Consider the following 18,525-nt stretch of genomic DNA (forward strand, 5'->3'; position numbering starts at 1 on the left):
TAACTTCTAATAAAGATATTCAAGACTGATTAGGATGGAAATAGATTAGTAATTATGAACTTTTTTAGACAAATATTTTTGGCAATTAAACGTTTTTGGCTGCCAATAATTTTTACTTCAGCAATAGCACTTACAGTTACCGCCTGCAACCCAGCTAACTTTAAAAGTTCTGCTGCTCAAGTACCGCAATTAGTAAGTAGCATTCTCAGCGATCCCAAAACCTTTAACTACCCTCTGAGTCAAGAGTCTCCCAATGTTTTTCCTCTAATTTACGAGGGGTTAATCACCCAAAATCAAATCACTGCAAAAATCGAGCCAGCATTAGCGGAATCCTGGCAAATTTCTGATGATAAATTAAAAATTGTTTTTACTCTACGCGAAGGGTTGAAATGGTCTGATGGTCAGCCACTAACAGTAGATGATGTGGTGTTTACCTACAACGATATTTACCTTAACGAAGCAATTCCTACAGATGTGAGAGACGGTTTGAGAATTGGTGAGAGTCGGAAGCTACCCACTGTACAAAAAGTGGATGAGCGCCGGGTTGAGTTTAGTGTACCAGAACCCTTTAGACCTTTCCTACTAAATACAGGTTCGCCAATTTTGCCTGCCCACATATTGCAAAAATTGGTAAAAACGAAAGACCAAGATGGGAAGCCGATTTTTCTGACAAAATGGGGTGTTGATACTCCTCCCGACCAAATTATTGTCAACGGCCCTTACAAAATAGAGCGCTACGACACGAGTCAGCGTGTGGTCTTCCGGCGCAATCCCTACTACTGGCGTAAGGATGCTCAAGGCAATTCCCAGCCTTATATTGAACGGGTAATTTGGCAAATTGTGGAATCAACAGATACCTCCTTGCTGCAATTTCGTTCTAGTGGGTTAGATACTGTGGCAGTGACTCCAGATTACTTTTCTTTGCTAAAGGTACAAGAAAAGCAGGGTAATTTCACAATTTATAATGGTGGGCCAACATCCAGTACATCGTTTGTTTGGTTCAATCTCAACAAAGGTAAAAGAAACGGAAAACCACTGGTCGATCCAGTTAAGTCTCGGTGGTTCAATAATGTGCAATTTCGGCAAGCTATAGCTTATGCAATTGACCGCCAAACAATGATTAATAACACTTTTCGCGGCTTGGGCGTGCCACAAGATTCACCGATTTCTGTGCAAAGCCCCTATTATCTTTCCCCTAAAGAAGGGTTAAAAGTTTACGATTACAACCAGCAAAAAGCAAAAGAATTACTTCTAAAAGCAGGATTTAAGTACAACAACAATCGGTTAGTAGATTCTCAGGGAAATCGCGTCCGTTTCTCTTTGCTTACTAATGCTGGAAATAAAATCCGTGAGGCAATGGGATCGCAGATTAAACAAGACTTGAGCAAAATCGGCATTCAAGTTGATTTCACCCCGTTGGCATGGAATACTTTTACTGACAAAACTTCTAACTCCTTGGATTGGGAAGCTTCTTTGATGGGTTTGACCGGCGGATTAGAACCGAATGACGGTGCTAATGTCTGGGCACCGGAAGGTGGATTGCACATGTTTAATCAGAAACCCCAAGCAGGACAAAAGCCGATTCAGGGTTGGGAGGTTGCTCCTTGGGAAGCGGAAATAGGGAATCTTTACATTCAAGCGGCACGAGAATTAGACGAAGCTAAGGTTAAAGCGATTTATGCCGAAACACAGCGGATTACCCAGGAAAATTTACCTTTTATTTACTTGGTTAATCCTTATTCATTATCAGCGGTGCGTAATCGTTTTGAAGGCATTAAATTCTCTGCTCTTGGCGGCGCATTCTGGAATATTGAACAAATTAAAGTAACAGAAGATTAGAAATTGGGAATTGAGAATTGGGCATTGGGCACTTGTACTGAGCGACTTGTGCCGAGCAGAGCCGAAGTATTGGACAAATGACAAAGGACAAATGACCCATGACCAATGAAAAAACTTTGCGATCGCTTTTACAACAAACAGTGACCAATAGTAAAGTTACCCCAGATATAGAATTAGACGCACTTGAATTTTTGTCCTATAGCGGGTGAATTTATTGACCATAATTAGACAGAATTCCAGTAAATTTAATTCTATGAAATTACCATCAATCTTTTTTGCAATTAGGCGTTTTTGGCTAACATTAATTCTGACTTCAGCAATTGCACTTACCGTTACCGCCTGCAACCCAGCTAACTTCAAAAGCGCAGCTGCTCAAGTGCCGCAACTTGTCACGGCGGTTTTGAGTGAGCCTTCAACTTTTAACTATGCTCTGAATGAGTCGGCATATAGCGTTTTTGGCTTCATCTATGACTCATTGATTAATGAGAATCCCGTAACCACAAAACTAGAGCCTGCTTTAGCAGAAGCCTGGGAAGTTTCTGAAGATGGTCTGCGGATTGTAATCACCCTGCGAGAAGGAATTAAGTGGTCAGATGGTCAGCCAATGACTGCTGATGATGTTGTCTTTACTTATAACGAAATCTACCTCAATCCTAAAATTCCTACCTCTACCAAAGATGCCCTAAGAATTGGCGAGAAGGGCAGTTTGCCAAAGGTGAAAAAAATTGATGAGCGTCGGGTTGAATTTAGCATACTGGAACCTTTTGCTCCTTTTTTAAGATATGTAGGCGGCATCCCAATTATGCCTGCCCATGTTCTACAGGAAGCAGTTCGCACAACTGGATCTGATAAAAATTCTAAGTTTCTCTCAATATGGGGAACAGGCACAGATCCTAAACAAATTGTTGGCAACGGCCCATATATCATGGAAAGTTATGTTTCCAGTCAGCGAGTTATATTTCGGCGGAATCCATACTACTGGCGCAAAGATGCTCAGGGTAATCCTCAGCCTTACATTGAGCGAATTGTTTGGCAAATTATTGAATCTACTGAAAACCAGTTGATTAGTTTTCGCTCTGGGCAGTTGGATGATTTAGAAGTTCCTCCTGAAGGTTTTAGTCTGCTGAAGCGAGAAGAAAAACGGACGAAGTTTGAAATTTATAACGGCGGGCCAGATACAAGTACGACTTTTATTGCTTTTAATCTTAGTAAAGCTAAGAATTCTCAGGGTAAACCTTTTGTAGACCCAATTAAATCTAGCTGGTTTAATAAAAAGGAATTCAGGCAGGCTATCGCCTATGCACTCGACCGCGAAACCATGAAAACAAATGCTTTTCGGGGACTCGGTGAATTGCAAAATTCATTTGTTTATGTCAAAAGTCCCTACTTCCTTCCTCCAGAAAAAGGTTTAAAAGTCTATAATTACGAGCCAGATAAATCTAATAAATTACTGTTACAAGCTGGGTTCAAATATAATGCTCAAAATCAGCTTGTCGATGCTGATGGCAACCGAGTCAGATTTACACTCTTAACGAATTCGGAAAGAAAAGTTAGAGGAGATATGGCATCTCAAATCAGACGGGATCTCGGTAATATTGGGATTCAAGTAGATTTACAAATTCTCAGCTTCAATTCTTATCTAGAAAAACTCAAGGTTACGCAGAATTGGGATTGTTATCTGGGAGGATTTGCTGGAGGCGGTATTGAACCTCATAGCGCTAGCAATATCTGGAGAATTGCCGGTGCATCTCACGCATTTAATTTGGGGCCACAACCAGGAGATCCACCCATAACTGGCTGGGAAGTTTCCGATTGGGAAAAGGAAATTGATAGACTTTACATTAAAGGCGCACAGGTATTGGATGAAAACAAACGCAAGGAAATTTATTATGAATATCAGCGCATCGCCTCAGAACAGTTGCCGTTTATTCATTTAGTGGAGAGGTTGAATCTGCAAGCAGTGCGCGATCGCTTCCAAGGAATTCAATATACTGCTCTTGGTGGTCCATTTTGGAATCTTTACGAATTGAAAGTAATCGATTAGGCATGGGTATTGGGCATTGGGATTGGACGACTGATAAATAACAAAGAACATAAGACAAAGGGCTAATTACCAATGACCGATGAAAAAAGTTTGCGATCGCTCCTGGAAGCGGTTGCTAATGGTAAAGTTACCCCAGATACGGCATTAGACTCACTCAAAGATTTAGCTTATGAATCTGTAGGTGAATTTGCCAAAATTGACCATCATCGCCAACTCAGAACTGGTTTCCCAGAGGTGATTTGGGGTCCTGGTAAAACTCCTGAGCAAATTGCTCAAATTATGGAAGTAATGCGCCTCCGCAACCCGGTAGTGATGGCGACTCGCATTGAACCAGCAGTTTATGCCGTACTGCAATCAAAAATTAGCGGTTTGCGATATTACGAATCGGCGCGAATTTGTGCGATTGCCCCTCCTATCATCGAACCACAATTCTGGGGTGAGATCGGTATTATTTCTGCTGGTACCGCCGATTTACCGATTGCTGAAGAAGCGGCTGTCACTGCTGAACTTTCTGGTTTCCGGGTACAGCGCCTCTGGGATGTTGGCGTTGCTGGGATTCATCGTTTGCTGAGTAACCGCCACCTGATTGAATCAGCATCGGTGTTGATTGTGGTGGCGGGGATGGAAGGCGCTTTACCCAGCGTTGTTGCAGGTTTAGCGAGTTGTCCCGTGATTGCCGTACCTACCAGCATCGGTTATGGCGCAAGTTTTGGTGGTTTAGCACCGCTATTGACAATGCTTAACTCTTGTGCAGCAGGAGTAGGCGTAGTAAATATCGATAATGGTTTTGGTGCAGCAGTTTTGGCGGGGCAGATTTTGCGGACTGCCGAGAAATTGCGGTTGGCATCGACTGCATCTTGAGTTAAGACATTGAAGTTATATCCAAATATTTCAGTAAATATCAGTAATTAAGGTAAATAAGAAACTGATGCTGAAATTTGCCACCCCTAACTTCTTAATCACCAAATATGAGCCATTACAGCGATTTGATATCTCAGTTACTTTGGCATTTGCCTGTAAATTTGACAGCTCTAGCGCAAACAATCACCGATCCAAACGTTATGGGTCAGATGCAAAAAGCTTGGAGCCACTTTATACAAACAGGTCAAGCGTGGGCATTGTTGATTGGTTTAGTTATTGGCTATATGATTCGGAATCTCACTAGCTACGGTTAAATTGAAAAGTTAAGAGTTGAAAGTCAGGAGTGAGAAGTTAGGAGTCAGAAACTCATAATTCCTCACTCTTAACTTTTAACTCTCGCCCACTCTCTTCATAATTTATGACTGAAAAACAAACTTGGAGCCAGCGGTTTGAATCAGCGTTGCATCCAGCGATCGCTCGTTTTAATGCCAGTATAAGTTTTGATATTGAATTAATCGAATATGACCTGACTGGTTCTCAAGCTCATGCCAAAATGCTTGCTCACACGGGTATCATCTCCCCAGAAGAAGGAGAGCAACTTGTTGCGGGTTTAGAACAAATTCGCCAAGAGTACCACCAGGGGAAATTTCAGCCCGGTGTCGATGCTGAAGACGTACATTTTGCAGTTGAACGCCGACTGACAGAAATTGTCGGCGATGTGGGTAAAAAGTTGCATACGGCGCGATCGCGTAATGATCAAGTTGGCACTGATACCAGACTTTACCTGCGCGACCAAATCCAACAAATCAAAAGCAAATTGCGAGAATTTCAAAGTGTTTTACTGGATATAGCGGAAAAGCACGTTGAGACTCTGATTCCTGGTTATACTCACCTCCAACGCGCTCAACCTCTGAGTTTAGCTCATCACCTCTTGGCGTACTTTCAAATGGTGCAACGTGACTGGGAACGCTTAGGAGATGTTTCTCGCCGCGTGAATATCTCACCTTTGGGATGTGGTGCTTTAGCGGGAACTACTTTCCCTATTGATCGCCACTACACAGCTAAACTATTGAATTTTGACGATATTTATGCTAATAGCCTCGATGGAGTCAGCGATCGCGATTTTGCGATCGAATTCTTGTGTGCTGCTAGCTTGATTATGGTTCACCTCAGCCGCCTTGCAGAAGAAGTCATTCTTTGGTCATCTGAAGAATTTCGCTTCGTCACCCTCAAAGATAGCTGTGCTACGGGTTCCAGTATCATGCCCCAAAAGAAAAACCCCGATGTCCCAGAATTGGTGCGGGGGAAAACGGGACGTGTATTCGGTCATCTCCAGGCGATGTTAGTCATCATGAAAGGGCTACCCCTGGCATATAACAAAGACTTACAAGAAGATAAAGAAGGTCTATTTGATAGCGTTAACACAGTCAAAGCCTCACTAGAAGCGATGACAATTTTGCTCAGGGAAGGCTTAGAATTTCGTACCCAGCGGTTAGCATCAGCTGTAGCGGAGGATTTTTCTAATGCCACCGATGTAGCAGATTATCTGGCAGCACGGGGCGTTCCTTTTCGAGAAGCTTACAACCTTGTGGGTAAGGTGGTAAAAACTAGTATTGCCGCAGGTAAACTCCTAAAAGATTTAAAATTGGAAGAGTGGCAACAACTACATCCGGCATTTGCAGCAGATATTTATGAGGCAATATCACCCCATCAAGTTGTTGCTGCCCGCAATAGTTACGGAGGTACTGGCTTTGTACAGGTAAACAAAGCACTCGTAGCTGCCCGTGCTCAAATTGCTCAATAGAGGGATTGGCGAGTAGGGGGATAAGGGAGACAAGGGGACAAGGGGACAAGGGGGATTATTGAATAAGTCTCTCCCTTATCTTCTCCCTCTTCCTTGTCTCCCTTGTCTTTTCTCTATACCCAGTGCCCCATGCCCAAAAATAAATAAGGGCGTACAAATAAATGTGCGCCCTAAAAAGTAAATAACCCAAACAATAAGGATTTAGGCAGGCAGCTTATTCAGTTTCAGCTGCTGCTGCGCCTTCTTCTTCCTCACTCTTTGGTGGTCTTTGTTGGAACCTTCTCTGCATTCTTCCTGTCGTAGTCCGTTTACGAAACTTTCTGGCATACGCCTGGTTACGTAGCGCCTTTTCTTTTTTTGGGTTACGGCGCTTGGCCATGTTCACCTCTATTAATAAACAACAAAAAAGTAGCAACTAGGCATCACGCAGGCAATATTAGCTACCAATGTTATTGATATACTTTAGCCTAGTGCAGCAAGAAATACGCTTTAAACAATGTACTATTCTATCGTATTATACTTAACTTTGTCAATAAAAATTCTGAATTATCCCCGCCAGTAAGACGAAAAATACCTTTTCTGAGATTCCAATCTGTCAAATGATTGTAAATTAGCTCATTAGTTGTTGTTCTTGAAACAAACCAATATTATCAAGAAATAATTCAGGAGTCGGTCATCAAAACTCAAAAGGCATAAATAAGTTTAAGCATAGAGTCTAATTTTTGATTTAGTAGTCTTTAATTAATTGTAGGTTTTAAACTCTACTTAATTGCCTCTTAGAAAGTCAGAATTCAGAATTTCGGATTTTGACTTAATTATTCATATTATTTTTTTAATGTGTTCTAAAAATCTAATTAGTAACAGCTAGTTTCAGCAGCACTAATGCTACCTATAAACTGAAAATTTACTTTGTTAAAGAAATATCGTGTATATATAAATACAGTGCTTCGCATAAAACTTGATGTTAGAATTGATAATATTCTACGTAAATCGTGAGAATAAAATCTCAACCCACAAACATTTTTGTATAAAACAAAACTCAACAAGAATTTTATTAGTTGAGCCTATGTAAGTGGTAGGGAACTATAGAATACAACACATAAATTTTGAAGATTGAAAGTTATTGCTTTTTTTCCGGCAGCTGTAGAGTCCACACGTAGCTTATGGCGTATTGGACAAACAGTACTGGGTATAATATTTCGTCATCCCATTACTGGCACTAGTATTATCCCAATTTTACCCGATGGTCGGATTGTACTGATCCGGCGGCGCGACAATGGTCTTTGGTCATTGCCTGGAGGGATTGTAGATTGGGGAGAAGATATTCCCAATACAGTCCGCCGGGAATTGATAGAGGAAACCGGGCTAGAATTGGTGAAAATTAACCGTTTAGTAGGAGTTTACTCTGCACCAGACCGCGATCCCAGAATCCATTCAATTTGTATTGTGGTTGAAGCCGAGGTGCATGGGACAATGGAGATTCAAGACACTTTAGAAGTCATGGAAATCCAAGCTTTCTCTCCCAGTTTACTACCTTCAGGAAAGATGTCTCACGACCATACTCAGCAGTTGCAAGACTACTTGAATGGCTTGACAACATTGGCATAACAATATTTTTTAATTGGTCATTAGTCATTAGTCCTTTGTCATTTGCCGCCAAAGTTCTGATCTCAGGAAGCCTTGGCTCACACTTCTCTCTTTGTAATTTGTCCAAAACTAGTTAATAATGACCAATGACTAATAACTATTTATTATGGTGCTAAAAGTTAACTACTAAATAAAATGGATACACTATTCCGTAACTCCCGGAGAAAGCTCTCTCAAGGGCTATTATTCTGGCGTGAAGTCGGTGAAAAAACTCCTATAATTTTTTTACATGGTGCTTGGAATGAGAGCAGTCAATGGTTATCTGTGATGGAATCCCTTGCACAAGATTTTCATTGTTTTGCACCTGATTTATTAGGGTTTGGTGAATCAGAAAATCCTAATATCCACCATTCAATAGATTTACAAGTTGAGTGTCTAGCTGAATTTTTGCAAGCTGTGAAGCTAGAAAAAGCATATTTAGTGGGGCATTCTCTTGGGGGTTGGATTGCTGCTAGCTATGCTTTAAAGTATCCAGAGAAAGTTGATGGTGTGGTACTGCTAGCACCAGAGGGCGTAGAGATAGCAGGACAAGAAGAGTATTGCCAGAAGATGCGGCGATTATTGAATTATCCACCATTAATAGTTAAATTTTTGCGATCGCTAACTCCCTTGACTAAAATCGTGGGTTGGCATGAAAAAATTGCACAAGACTTGCAGTTACGTCAATCGCTATTGCCGTATCCCATAGGTTGCCAGTTACTTTTCAAACGGCGACAAGTAGAAATTGAGGCGGAATTGCTGCAAAAGCAGCTTTATATGATAGATGTCCCAGTTTTTATTTTACAAGGTGGGCAAGATACACCAGATGCTTTAGCTAAAAGTCGGGTTTATGCTCAACTGATGCCGAAAATCGAGTTGAAAATGATTGCCCATGCTGGAAATGATTTACCAGAATCTTGTGCTGAAGTTGTGGCAATCGAGATTCAAGAATTTATTAAGAGAACTCCACAGAATGATTGATCTTATGATCGCAGAAAGATAATTTCAGTATGCAGCTTACCTCATGTCTTTAAAATCTATCATTCAACTCACCAAGAACTTAAAATCTTTGTACATCAAAACAGCCAAAAAACTCAATAAAAGCAACCGACGACAATTCATAATAGAAGTGGTGAAAGGTTTGGGAATAGGTGGACAGGCTTTAGTAAAACGGGAGTTAGGATGGAATAGATGCACTATCCATAAAAGGATGCAGGAGTTGAAGAGTGGTCATATCTTGGCTCAATACTATATAAACTATCAGGTGTTTTAGTTGATTTATTTTTTCCAAGAACCACTTTCGCACTTCACTAACCGTTTGAGTATCGCAATATCTTTTTGATTACCAGAAGTACGGATTTGTTTTTCAACAGCAATGTTAATTAGTTCCATCTTCAAGCGTTTAAAATAAGCCTGCTGTTCGTCGATTTTAATTTCGTTACTATTTATATTTTGTAGAACCTCAAAAATAGGCTTTTGTTTGTCTAAATTAAACTTTTTCACTAAAGAATCGACTACATAGCGTTGTTCAGGGCGAGCTGTCTTTAAAATTTGACTAATTGGTTGAGTAAGAATTGTCTTTTCCTGTGTTGGAAAAACTTTGTTCTGCAACCAAGCCTCAGAAGTAGATATTGGTAAATCCATAGATTTCTCATCTACCTTGGCAAAAGCATGAGCTTCGGCATAAGTAATTCGTCCATCTTGATTGTAATCAGCAGAACTCACTGTTTTCCCTGTGCGATCGCGTCCACTCAAACCTGCAAAGAAGCTAGAACTATAATCTCGATAGTCAGCCTCATTTACCTCTGGCGTACAGCCGACTGAAGGTAGACTTTTAATCGTTGCAAAGAATCCACAACGTGTTTGAAGTGCTACAGGACGTTTGGGATTTCCCTCTTCATAGATAAAATTAGCAAAAGAGCCAGAAAAACACTGAGCCATCATTACTACAACAGGTTTCTCTGATGGCATTTTATCTAGCATTTGAGAAAAATGCCTGACACTCAACGGTTGTTCATTCCACAACATAAAATAATTGTTATCTAGGTCTTGTGTATTTTTGCCTCCATGTCCTGTGAAGTATAAAAACGAAATTTTAGAACTTTTATGTTGTCCTAACTGCTGGAAATAACGCTCTAAGTTATTTAAAGTAGTAGCACCTTGAAGGTAGGGAATATTTGGTCGTTTAAATTGCTGTTTTCTTTGCTGGTCAATATAGCGCACAGAGGCTTGACCATCGTTACCATTGGCAAAGAAAATGGATGCAACTTGCTTTGGATTGTACCCCATGAATTGCAGGGTACGCTGAAAGTAAAGTACATTTTTCTCTAAAGCAATTTCGTTGTAAGAAGGTGCACCACCACCACCCACAACTAAGAAATTTGATTCTGACTGCAAGCTTTGACAACTATGAGTTTGTTGTAGACTTACTCCACTAGAACCTGGAACTGCAACTAGCAAGCCACAGGTAAAATTGACTAATAAGCGGCGCATTTGGTAATTATCCTGTATTATTGAACTTTCGATTGTAAAGCAACAAATTGTTTAACCAAAACGATAGGTTTTTTATCAAAAATCCGACTGTCACCGAGAAGTGCTATTAAGGGACTTACAAAAAATAAATTATCTCAATTATTTGTAGATTTTTAGGGGCTTAAGCTCATGCGCCCCTATTATAGGATGTTTTTTTAACTGGAAGTACCTAATTTTATTCCATCCGTACCTTAGAGGTTGTTTGAAAAGGGTTGGCTTGAGCCTCAAGTATGACTCAGGGGTACACTCTCAAATCCCAAAACTCCGATTCTCTGGTAGCAGTTTCTTGGTAGCCAGGGTAGTGAAACATACGCTTGAGGACTTTTCAAACATCCTCTAAACCTGTCTGCTTATTTTGCGATCGCGCTAATATTTGCCATTTACTTATCACCCATTACTATTTCCCACATTCCCCAAAAAATTAAATTTGGTTCCACAATTAAAGGTGCTGCAACTTCAGGATATAAGGCTTGCAGATAATTTAGTAATAAAGTGCGATCGCCCCCTTTAATCGCAATCTTACCATTAGGAAATAACTGCCACCATGCTTCAATAAAATCTTTAATTCCAGCTATTAAAGTGTAAATTACCCCGCTTTGAATTGCTTCTGTAGTATTGAGAGCAAAACGTGGTGGTATAGACGTAACACTTTGCATTTCCACTAATGGTAATTGTCCTGTTTGTTGACCAAGAGTTGCAAATTGCAAGTTTAATCCCGGTAAAATTGCACCTCCAACTAGACACTTATTAGCATCCGCAGCTGTAAAAGTCACCGCTGTTCCAGTATCAATTACCAACATAGGAAAACCCCAAGTTTTCCCCGCACCCCACAAAGCTAAAGCGCGGTCAATTCCTAATGTGGGATACACACCTGTTAGTGGTATTTGATCTAAGCTAATAACGCGAATGTTGGGATAACTTTGCCAAATAGCAGTTTGGCTGGGAACTACGGAGGCAAGAAAAAGAGGGCAGGGGGGCAGAGGCGCAAAGGCGCAAAGGGGTAGAGTATTTGTGAGAAAATTACTTTGTTGATGGGGTAGAGAAATTGCTAGTAATAAATTATCTAGGGTTTGACATTCAGCTAGGTGTTGTATGACAGACTCACAAAGATAGTCGGTATCCCAAGCTGAGTAAAGTGTCTCGCCTACAAACAATGCCCAATGTAGCCGAGAATTACCAATTTCCAAGGCTAACCAAATTTCCTCTCTGTGCCTTTGTGATTTCACACTTTTTACTTCTTTAAGTCAGTCATAGGTTTTTTAATAAAAATTAACATTCAAGCCGTGTCACAATAAACCTAGAGGAATAAATACTCAATTTGTCAAGGAGGGGAGTTATGGTAGCGCTCACCGAAAAAACTGAAAAACGACTCACCATACAGACTGTAGAGATTGCTCAAGAGACGACGGCTATTCGCTCTTTGGATTGGGATCGCGATCGCTTCGATATTGAGTTTGGTCTGCAAAACGGTACCACCTATAACTCGTTTCTCATCCGTGGGGAGCAGACTGCATTAGTTGATACCTCCCATGAAAAGTTTCGTCAACTATACTTCGATACACTCACTGGACTAATCAATCCAACAGAGATTGATTATTTAATTATTAGCCACACTGAGCCAGACCACAGCGGTTTAGTTAAAGATTTACTGCTTATGGCTCCAGAAATAACCGTTGTTGGTTCCAAAGTGGCGATTCAGTTTCTGGAGAATTTGGTACATCAGCCATTTAAACGGCGGATTGTGAAAAATGGCGATCGCTTAGATTTGGGCAACGACCATGAATTTGAATTCGTGATTGCTCCGAATTTACATTGGCCGGATACCATCTTCAGCTTCGACCACAAAACCAAAATTCTGTATACCTGCGATGCCTTTGGGTTGCACTATTGCTCAGATAGCATCTTTGATGAGGACTTAGCAGCGATCGAAGAAGACTTTCATTATTACTACGATTGCCTAATGGGGCCGAATGCCCGATCAGTTTTGTCTGCCCTGAAGCGGATGGCGGAACTGAAAACCATTGACATGATTGCCACAGGACACGGGCCATTATTATCTCACAATGTTGAAGAACTAGTTGGACGTTATCGCGCTTGGAGCCAAAGCCAAACCAAGGCAGAAACGGCAGTTGGAATATTTTACGTTTCCGAATACGGATATAGCGATCGCCTGGCGCAAGCAATTGCCAACGGTATCGGGAAAACTGGTGTCGCCGTGGAAATTGTCGATTTGGGATCTGAAGTCGATTTACAAGAACTGCGAGAACTAGTTAGCCGTTGTGCTGGATTAGTTGTTGGTCTACCTCCGGCTTCAGGCGCTGCTAGCATCCAAGCTGCACTCAGCACAATTTTAGGATCTGCCAAAGAAAAGCAAGCGATCGGCGTATTTGAAACCGGTGGTGGCGATGATGAGCCGATAGATCCTTTGGTGAGTAAATTCCGCAATTTGGGTTTGTTAACAGTTTTTCCAGCGATTCGGATTAAACAAATACCCACAGAAAACGTCTACAAGTTGTGTGAAGAAGCGGGTACAGACCTAGCTCAATGGGTAACACGCGATCGCAGCATGAAAGCGATGAAATCCCTTGGTGCTGACTTAGATAAAGCACTAGGTAGAATCAGCGGTGGGTTATATATTATTACTGCTAAAAAAGGCGATGTTTCCAGTGCTATGCTAGCCTCCTGGGTTGCTCAAGCTAGCTTTAAACCATTGGGATTCTCCATTGCAGTCGCCAAAGATCGGGCAATTGAATCACTCATGCAAGTAGGCGATCGCTTTGTTCTCAACGTTCTAGAAGAAGGCAATTTCCAACCATTAATGAAACACTTTTTGAAACGGTTCGCCCCTGGTGCTGACCGCTTTGAAGGTGTGAGAACGCAGCCAGCTGAAAATGGTGCGCCTATCCTCAACGACGCCCTCGCCTACATGGAGTGCGAAGTCATCAGTAGAATGGATTGCGGCGACCATTGGGCAGTATATAGCACAGTCTACGCCGGAGGGGTTTCTAAGCCAGAAAGTTTGACTGCTGTGCATCACCGTAAAGTCGGTAATCATTACTAAGGGGAGAGGAGCAGGGGAGCAGGGGACAAGGGGGACAAGGGGGACAAGGAGGAATTATTGAATAAATCTTTTCCTGGTCTTCCCCATCTTCCTTGTCTACCCTGTCTGTTTCCAACGCCCAATGCCGAATGCCCAATGCCCAATGCCCCATGCCCTATTCCCCAATAAAGCCATGTCAAAAAATAAACCCCGTGACGTTCAAGTTTTCCCCATTGCTACAGATACGAGAATACTGCGATCGCGCAGTTGGTCAAGGCTGAGATTTGAAATTGAATATGCTCTTGCTAAAGGTACAACTGCTAATTCTTATTTAATTGAAAGCGATAAAACCGCCATTATCGATCCTCCAGGGGAAACCTTTACGCAAATTTATTTAGAAGCTTTGCAACAACGTTTCCATCTTGAAGATTTAGATTATGTAATTTTGGGACACGTAAATCCTAACCGTGCTGCAACTTTAAAAGCTTTGTTAGAAATTGCCCCACAAATCACCTTTGTGTGTTCTAATCCAGGGGCGATAAATTTACGTGCGGCGCTGGAAAATCCAGATTTGCAAATTCTTGTCATGCGAGGCGAAGAAACTCTAGATTTGGGTAATGGGCATAATTTACAATTTATTCCCACTCCCAATCCCCGCTATGCCGATCAACTTTGCACCTACGATCCACAAACAGAAATTCTATACACAGATAAGTTATTTGGGGCGCATGTTTGTGGAGATCAGGTATTTGATGAAGGCTGGGAAATATATAACGAGGATCGGCGCTATTATTTTGATTGCCTCATGGCTCCCCACGCTCGTCAAGTTGAAACAGCGTTGGATAAACTTGCTGATTTTCCCGTAAGAATGTATGGCACTGGACACGGGCCTTTGGTGCGCTATGGCTTAATCGAGCTAACCAAAGCTTATCGGGAATGGATTCAACAGCAAGCATCTGCTGACTTGACAGTAGCGTTGATTTATGCATCTGCTTATGGGAATACAGCAACATTAGCCCAAGCGATCGCTCGTGGGATTACAAAAGCTGGCGTTGCCGTAGAATCGATTAACTGCGAATTTACGGAACCAGAAGAAATCCGAACGGCTGTAGAAAAAGCGGGTGGTTTCATCATCGGTTCTCCCACTCTCGGCGGTCATGCACCGACACCCGTGCAAACAGCATTAGGAATTGTACTATCCACCGCTACTAACAATAAACTCGCTGGTGCTTTTGGTTCCTTTGGCTGGAGTGGGGAAGCGGTTGATTTAATTGAGGGTAAATTAAAAGATGCTGGCTATCGGTTTGGTTTTGATACCATCCGCGTAAAATTCAAACCCGACGATGCCACCTTACAATTATGCGAAGAAGCTGGAACCGACTTTGCCCAAGCACTGAAGAAAGCTAAGAAAGTGCGATCGCCAAGTCAACCTGCAACAAATGTAGAACAAGCAGTTGGTCGGATTGTCGGTTCTCTTTGCGTTCTCACAGCCAAGGAAGGCGATCGCTCCAGTGCGATGTTAGCTTCTTGGGTATCTCAAGCTAGCTTTAGTCCACCTGGTTTAACCATCGCCGTCGCCAAAGATCGTGCAGTAGAAACACTCACCCATACAGGAAACAAATTTGTCCTCAATATCCTTAAAGAAGGCAATCACTTAGGGTTGATGAAGCACTTCCTCAAACCTTTTGGGCCGGGACAAGACCGATTTACCGATGTCGCCGCCAAAGAAACAGAAAGCGGTTCTCCCATACTTACGGATGCTCTAGCATATCTCGAATGTTCCGTACAAAATCGGATGGAATCTGGCGACCACTGGCTGGTTTATGCGACTGTGGAGAGTGGCAAATTGCTAGATAATGATGGCGTTACAGCCGTGCATCATCGCAAGTCGGCAACTCATTATTAATTAATCATCACCAATTTCCGACCCTAGCCGATTTTTCCAGTACAATTGTTTCTCTTCTCGCTTTCAGCTATCCATTAGTCGCATCTTTCTTTACAATCTTGAAACGCTTGTTTTGTAGGCGTCTTAAACACGCTCGGTGTCAGGCATACTTGACAAGTTACCTCTTAATATTCTCGCTAAAATTAGCTTTTTATTGAGAATTTACGACGGACGAATCAGGGTTGTAGAAAACATGAGTGAATACGGGAGCAAATGTTGAGAAAGATCCAGGTAATGGATAGTCGCTTTCGGGGAGAGGTACTTTGATTTTAGGTAATCTGGGAAAAGACTGACAATTTTGAAATTGACTTTGTAGATGCTATGACCTTACGTGAACTTGAAGATCAAGCGCTGAGATTATCTGCCGAGGATCGTTGGCAGTTAATCAATACATTAATGCGATCGCTCCAACCAAAACTTCAGCCAACCCCAAAGCCAAAGGGTTTAGCTGCAAGTTTAATCGGTATTGCCAAGACAGATACCCTGCCACCTACAGATGAAGAAGTAAAAGCCATGCTAGATGAGCGGTTGGTGCAAAAGTATCTGTAATGCGAGTTTTATTTGATACAAACGTTCTGCTGGATGCTTTGCTAGCGCGTGAACCTTTTGTGGCGGATGCGGCTTTTTTGCTAGAGACAGTTGAATCGGGGCAAGTTGAAGGATTTATGTCGGCGACAACGGTTACGGATATACATTATTTGGTTAGACGCCAGACCAAAAGTGCTGAAGTTGCGATTGCCGCAGTGACTCAATTGTTAGCACTGATAGAAATTTGTGCAGTGGATCGCGCTGTGCTAGAGCAGGCGATCGCATTGAGGTTGACTGATTTTGAAGATGCGGTGCAAGTAGTGTCTGTGATGAAGTTGGGGTTAGAAGCGATCGTTACTCGTGATGTAGATGGATTCACAGGTTCACCGATTCCAGTACTATCACCGAAAGAGATGAGAAATCAGTTGATGTAGCAGAATGCCTGAAAAGTTCGGGGGAAGCTAAGACTTAGGCACAATAAATCTCCAACCCCCTTAAAAAGTTTTCTCTTAATTCGTAGCTATTTACTAAAGCTGTAAATTTGCTGCGTCTTTAAGCGATCGCTAATTGATGAAGGCAATGTACCATCCGCGAATGTCTGCCGATCTAGTTGGACTTGTAAATTACTCAAAGGATCGCAACCAGAAGAAATCAGAAATTCTAGTTTCTGGATGTATGGCACAGTTGCTAAGTTGTCCAGAATTTGGAAGATTGCCTGTATATAAGGATGACCACTTTGGCTATACCAATCACTGCTAGCAACTTTTGCCTGATCAAAACCCAAGTGTACTGTTAAAGATGGCTCGTCAAATAGAGCGATCGCCAAGGGACGCGCTTCTTCTTGTAACAATAGATCGTTACTTCTCGCTAAGTGTCGCAGTTTCTCTAAGCGTTCATAACGTTCCGTTACAGCTTCCGGGTCATCTTGCCAGTGGATTGCTACTGTCACCAGATAAGTTTGTAACAGCATGTGACCCAGCTTTTTCGCCTTTGTCGCCAAATAATAGGAATTGTAGTCGTTTGCCTCAATCAACAATGGCACGCGATCAACGACTTCCAACCCATAACCCTTGACACCAGCAATTTTACGGGGATTATTGGTAATTAGGCGAATCTTTTTGATGCCCAAGTCCATGAGCATTTGTGCCCCCATACCGTAGTCTCGCAAGTCAGCAGGAAATCCCAAACGCTCATTTGCTTCTACTGTATCCAGTCCCATATCCTGCAATGAGTAGGCTTTCAGCTTGTTAATCAAGCCGATTCCTCGTCCTTCTTGACGTAGGTATACAACAACACCTTGACCAGCAGACTCAATCATTTTCAGTGCAGCTACAAGCTGCATCCGACAGTCGCAGCGCAAAGAACCCAAAGCGTCACCAGTTAGGCATTCTGAGTGCATCCGCACCATCACTGGCTCATCTTTGAAGTTAGCTGGATCGCCCTTGACAATTGCCACGTGTTCTGTATTATCCAAAGTGTGGCGATAGGCGTAAATTTCAAACTGACCGAATTGACTAGGCAGCTTGGTAATTACCTCACGATACACTAGGCGATCGTGCTGTAGGCGATAGCTGATTAAATCCGCAATACTAATAATTTTTAAATTGTGACGTTTAGCGTATTCAACTAACTGCTGCAACCGCGCCATTGACCCATCGGAGTTTTGAATTTCACAAATTACCCCCGCCGGGTATAGCCCTGCTAGTCTAGCTAAGTCCACAGCAGCTTCCGTATGTCCTGCGCGTTTGAGTACGCCTCCAACTTTAGCCCGAATCGGAAAAATATGACCAGGACGACGCAAATCGGTAGGTTTTGTGGCTGGGTTGAGAGTAACCTGGATAGTTCGGGCGCGGTCTTCTGCTGAAATGCCTGTGGTGACACCTAATTCTGGCCCGGCATCAATACTGACAGTGAAGGCAGTTTGGTTAGTATCTGTAATGTTGCTTACCATTAAGGGTAAGTCTAGCTCATCTAAGCGATCGCCCATCATTGCCAAACAAATTAGTCCTCTTGCTTCCACCGCCATGAAATTAATCATGTCGGGTGTGGCAAATTGGGCAGCACAAATTAAGTCGCCTTCATTTTCTCTATTTTCATCATCTACCACTACAATGATGCGACCAGCTTTTAGGTCTGCTAAAGCGGCATCAATCGAATCAAATTTAAAAGCTTGGGTAGGATTAGTCTGTGACACAGAAAGATTTCCAGCTATAAACGTAAATTTTTTTTACAATTTCTTCTTTTAGATTGTAGCTCCTTTATAAGGCAGAGAAGTAGACTAGCAATGATTTGATAACGGGGCAAAA

General features: G+C 42.1%; 14 protein-coding genes and 1 pseudogene. 12 read left to right on the forward strand and 3 right to left on the reverse strand.

Annotated elements, in window-relative coordinates; translation table 11 throughout:
• Positions 1–54: 54 nt before the first annotated feature.
• The 8 genes and pseudogenes from V7K56_RS31660 to V7K56_RS31695 form a co-directional block, all read left to right on the forward strand.
• Positions 55–1,839: an ABC transporter substrate-binding protein gene (locus tag V7K56_RS31660; protein WP_334917215.1), complete on the forward strand. Its 1,785-nt coding sequence runs from the start codon at positions 55–57 to the stop codon at positions 1,837–1,839.
• A gap of 253 nt (positions 1,840–2,092) precedes the next feature.
• Complete coding sequence (locus tag V7K56_RS31665) at positions 2,093–3,883, forward strand: ABC transporter substrate-binding protein (protein WP_334917217.1); 1,791 nt, start codon at positions 2,093–2,095, stop codon at positions 3,881–3,883.
• A 72-nt stretch (positions 3,884–3,955) separates the two neighbouring features.
• Positions 3,956–4,744, forward strand: a complete 789-nt coding sequence (larB, locus tag V7K56_RS31670) for a nickel pincer cofactor biosynthesis protein LarB (protein WP_334917220.1) — start codon at positions 3,956–3,958, stop codon at positions 4,742–4,744.
• Positions 4,745–4,851: 107 nt separating this feature from the next.
• Positions 4,852–5,058 carry a hypothetical protein gene (locus V7K56_RS31675; protein WP_334917222.1) on the forward strand — a complete coding sequence of 69 codons (207 nt, stop codon included), beginning with the start codon at positions 4,852–4,854 and terminating at the stop codon, positions 5,056–5,058.
• A gap of 104 nt (positions 5,059–5,162) precedes the next feature.
• The gene (argH, locus tag V7K56_RS31680; RefSeq protein WP_334917225.1) at positions 5,163–6,548 is read left to right on the forward strand and encodes an argininosuccinate lyase; all 1,386 of its coding nucleotides are present in this window, start codon (positions 5,163–5,165) and stop codon (positions 6,546–6,548) included.
• A gap of 1,113 nt (positions 6,549–7,661) precedes the next feature.
• The gene (locus tag V7K56_RS31685) at positions 7,662–8,156 is read left to right on the forward strand and encodes an NUDIX hydrolase (RefSeq protein ID WP_334917227.1); all 495 of its coding nucleotides are present in this window, start codon (positions 7,662–7,664) and stop codon (positions 8,154–8,156) included.
• 174 nt (positions 8,157–8,330) lie between these two features.
• Positions 8,331–9,155 carry an alpha/beta fold hydrolase gene (locus V7K56_RS31690; RefSeq protein WP_334917229.1) on the forward strand — a complete coding sequence of 275 codons (825 nt, stop codon included), beginning with the start codon at positions 8,331–8,333 and terminating at the stop codon, positions 9,153–9,155.
• Positions 9,156–9,198: 43 nt separating this feature from the next.
• A pseudogene (locus tag V7K56_RS31695) lies at positions 9,199–9,405 on the forward strand (ISAzo13 family transposase); the annotation flags it as partial.
• A gap of 47 nt (positions 9,406–9,452) precedes the next feature.
• On the opposite strand, the gene V7K56_RS31700 reads toward V7K56_RS31695, so the two are convergent.
• Both V7K56_RS31700 and V7K56_RS31705 read right to left on the reverse strand, forming a co-directional pair.
• Complete coding sequence (locus tag V7K56_RS31700; protein ID WP_334917234.1) at positions 9,453–10,667, reverse strand: Caspase domain-containing protein; 1,215 nt, start codon at positions 10,665–10,667, stop codon at positions 9,453–9,455.
• A 419-nt stretch (positions 10,668–11,086) separates the two neighbouring features.
• Positions 11,087–11,932, reverse strand: a complete 846-nt coding sequence (locus V7K56_RS31705; RefSeq protein WP_334917235.1) for a pantothenate kinase — start codon at positions 11,930–11,932, stop codon at positions 11,087–11,089.
• Between the two features lie 110 nt (positions 11,933–12,042).
• On the opposite strand from V7K56_RS31705, the gene V7K56_RS31710 reads away from it, so the two are divergent.
• The 4 genes from V7K56_RS31710 to V7K56_RS31725 all read left to right on the forward strand — a co-directional run bounded on the left by V7K56_RS31710 (position 12,043) and on the right by V7K56_RS31725 (position 16,653).
• Positions 12,043–13,767, forward strand: a complete 1,725-nt coding sequence (locus tag V7K56_RS31710; RefSeq protein WP_334917237.1) for a diflavin flavoprotein — start codon at positions 12,043–12,045, stop codon at positions 13,765–13,767.
• 172 nt (positions 13,768–13,939) lie between these two features.
• The gene (locus V7K56_RS31715) at positions 13,940–15,652 is read left to right on the forward strand and encodes a diflavin flavoprotein (RefSeq protein ID WP_334917239.1); all 1,713 of its coding nucleotides are present in this window, start codon (positions 13,940–13,942) and stop codon (positions 15,650–15,652) included.
• Between the two features lie 360 nt (positions 15,653–16,012).
• Complete coding sequence (locus V7K56_RS31720; protein WP_334917241.1) at positions 16,013–16,240, forward strand: hypothetical protein; 228 nt, start codon at positions 16,013–16,015, stop codon at positions 16,238–16,240.
• Entirely contained in the window at positions 16,240–16,653 is a 414-nt protein-coding gene (locus V7K56_RS31725) for a PIN domain-containing protein (RefSeq protein ID WP_334917243.1), read from the forward strand. Before V7K56_RS31720 ends, V7K56_RS31725 begins: the two co-directional genes overlap by 1 nt.
• An 86-nt stretch (positions 16,654–16,739) precedes the next feature.
• On the opposite strand, the gene ribBA is transcribed toward V7K56_RS31725, so the two are convergent.
• The gene (gene ribBA, locus V7K56_RS31730; protein ID WP_334917245.1) at positions 16,740–18,413 is read right to left on the reverse strand and encodes a bifunctional 3,4-dihydroxy-2-butanone-4-phosphate synthase/GTP cyclohydrolase II; all 1,674 of its coding nucleotides are present in this window, start codon (positions 18,411–18,413) and stop codon (positions 16,740–16,742) included.
• Positions 18,414–18,525: the final 112 nt, after the last annotated feature.

Source organism: Nostoc sp. (genome assembly GCF_036917535.1).
In the GTDB taxonomy this organism is placed as follows: domain Bacteria; phylum Cyanobacteriota; class Cyanobacteriia; order Cyanobacteriales; family Nostocaceae; genus Nostoc.

What these genes read in the sequence shown, in the direction of transcription:
- V7K56_RS31660 (WP_334917215.1), top strand. Translation starts at nt 55, where the DNA reads ATGAACTTTTTTAGACAAATATTTTTGGCAATTAAACGTTTTTGGCTG.
- V7K56_RS31665 (WP_334917217.1), top strand. Translation starts at nt 2,093, where the DNA reads ATGAAATTACCATCAATCTTTTTTGCAATTAGGCGTTTTTGGCTAACA.
- larB (WP_334917220.1), top strand. Translation starts at nt 3,956, where the DNA reads ATGACCGATGAAAAAAGTTTGCGATCGCTCCTGGAAGCGGTTGCTAAT.
- V7K56_RS31675 (WP_334917222.1), top strand. Translation starts at nt 4,852, where the DNA reads ATGAGCCATTACAGCGATTTGATATCTCAGTTACTTTGGCATTTGCCT.
- argH (WP_334917225.1), top strand. Translation starts at nt 5,163, where the DNA reads ATGACTGAAAAACAAACTTGGAGCCAGCGGTTTGAATCAGCGTTGCAT.
- V7K56_RS31690 (WP_334917229.1), top strand. Translation starts at nt 8,331, where the DNA reads ATGGATACACTATTCCGTAACTCCCGGAGAAAGCTCTCTCAAGGGCTA.
- V7K56_RS31700 (WP_334917234.1), bottom strand. Translation starts at nt 10,667, where the DNA reads ATGCGCCGCTTATTAGTCAATTTTACCTGTGGCTTGCTAGTTGCAGTT.
- V7K56_RS31710 (WP_334917237.1), top strand. Translation starts at nt 12,043, where the DNA reads ATGGTAGCGCTCACCGAAAAAACTGAAAAACGACTCACCATACAGACT.
- V7K56_RS31715 (WP_334917239.1), top strand. Translation starts at nt 13,940, where the DNA reads ATGTCAAAAAATAAACCCCGTGACGTTCAAGTTTTCCCCATTGCTACA.
- V7K56_RS31720 (WP_334917241.1), top strand. Translation starts at nt 16,013, where the DNA reads ATGACCTTACGTGAACTTGAAGATCAAGCGCTGAGATTATCTGCCGAG.
- V7K56_RS31725 (WP_334917243.1), top strand. Translation starts at nt 16,240, where the DNA reads ATGCGAGTTTTATTTGATACAAACGTTCTGCTGGATGCTTTGCTAGCG.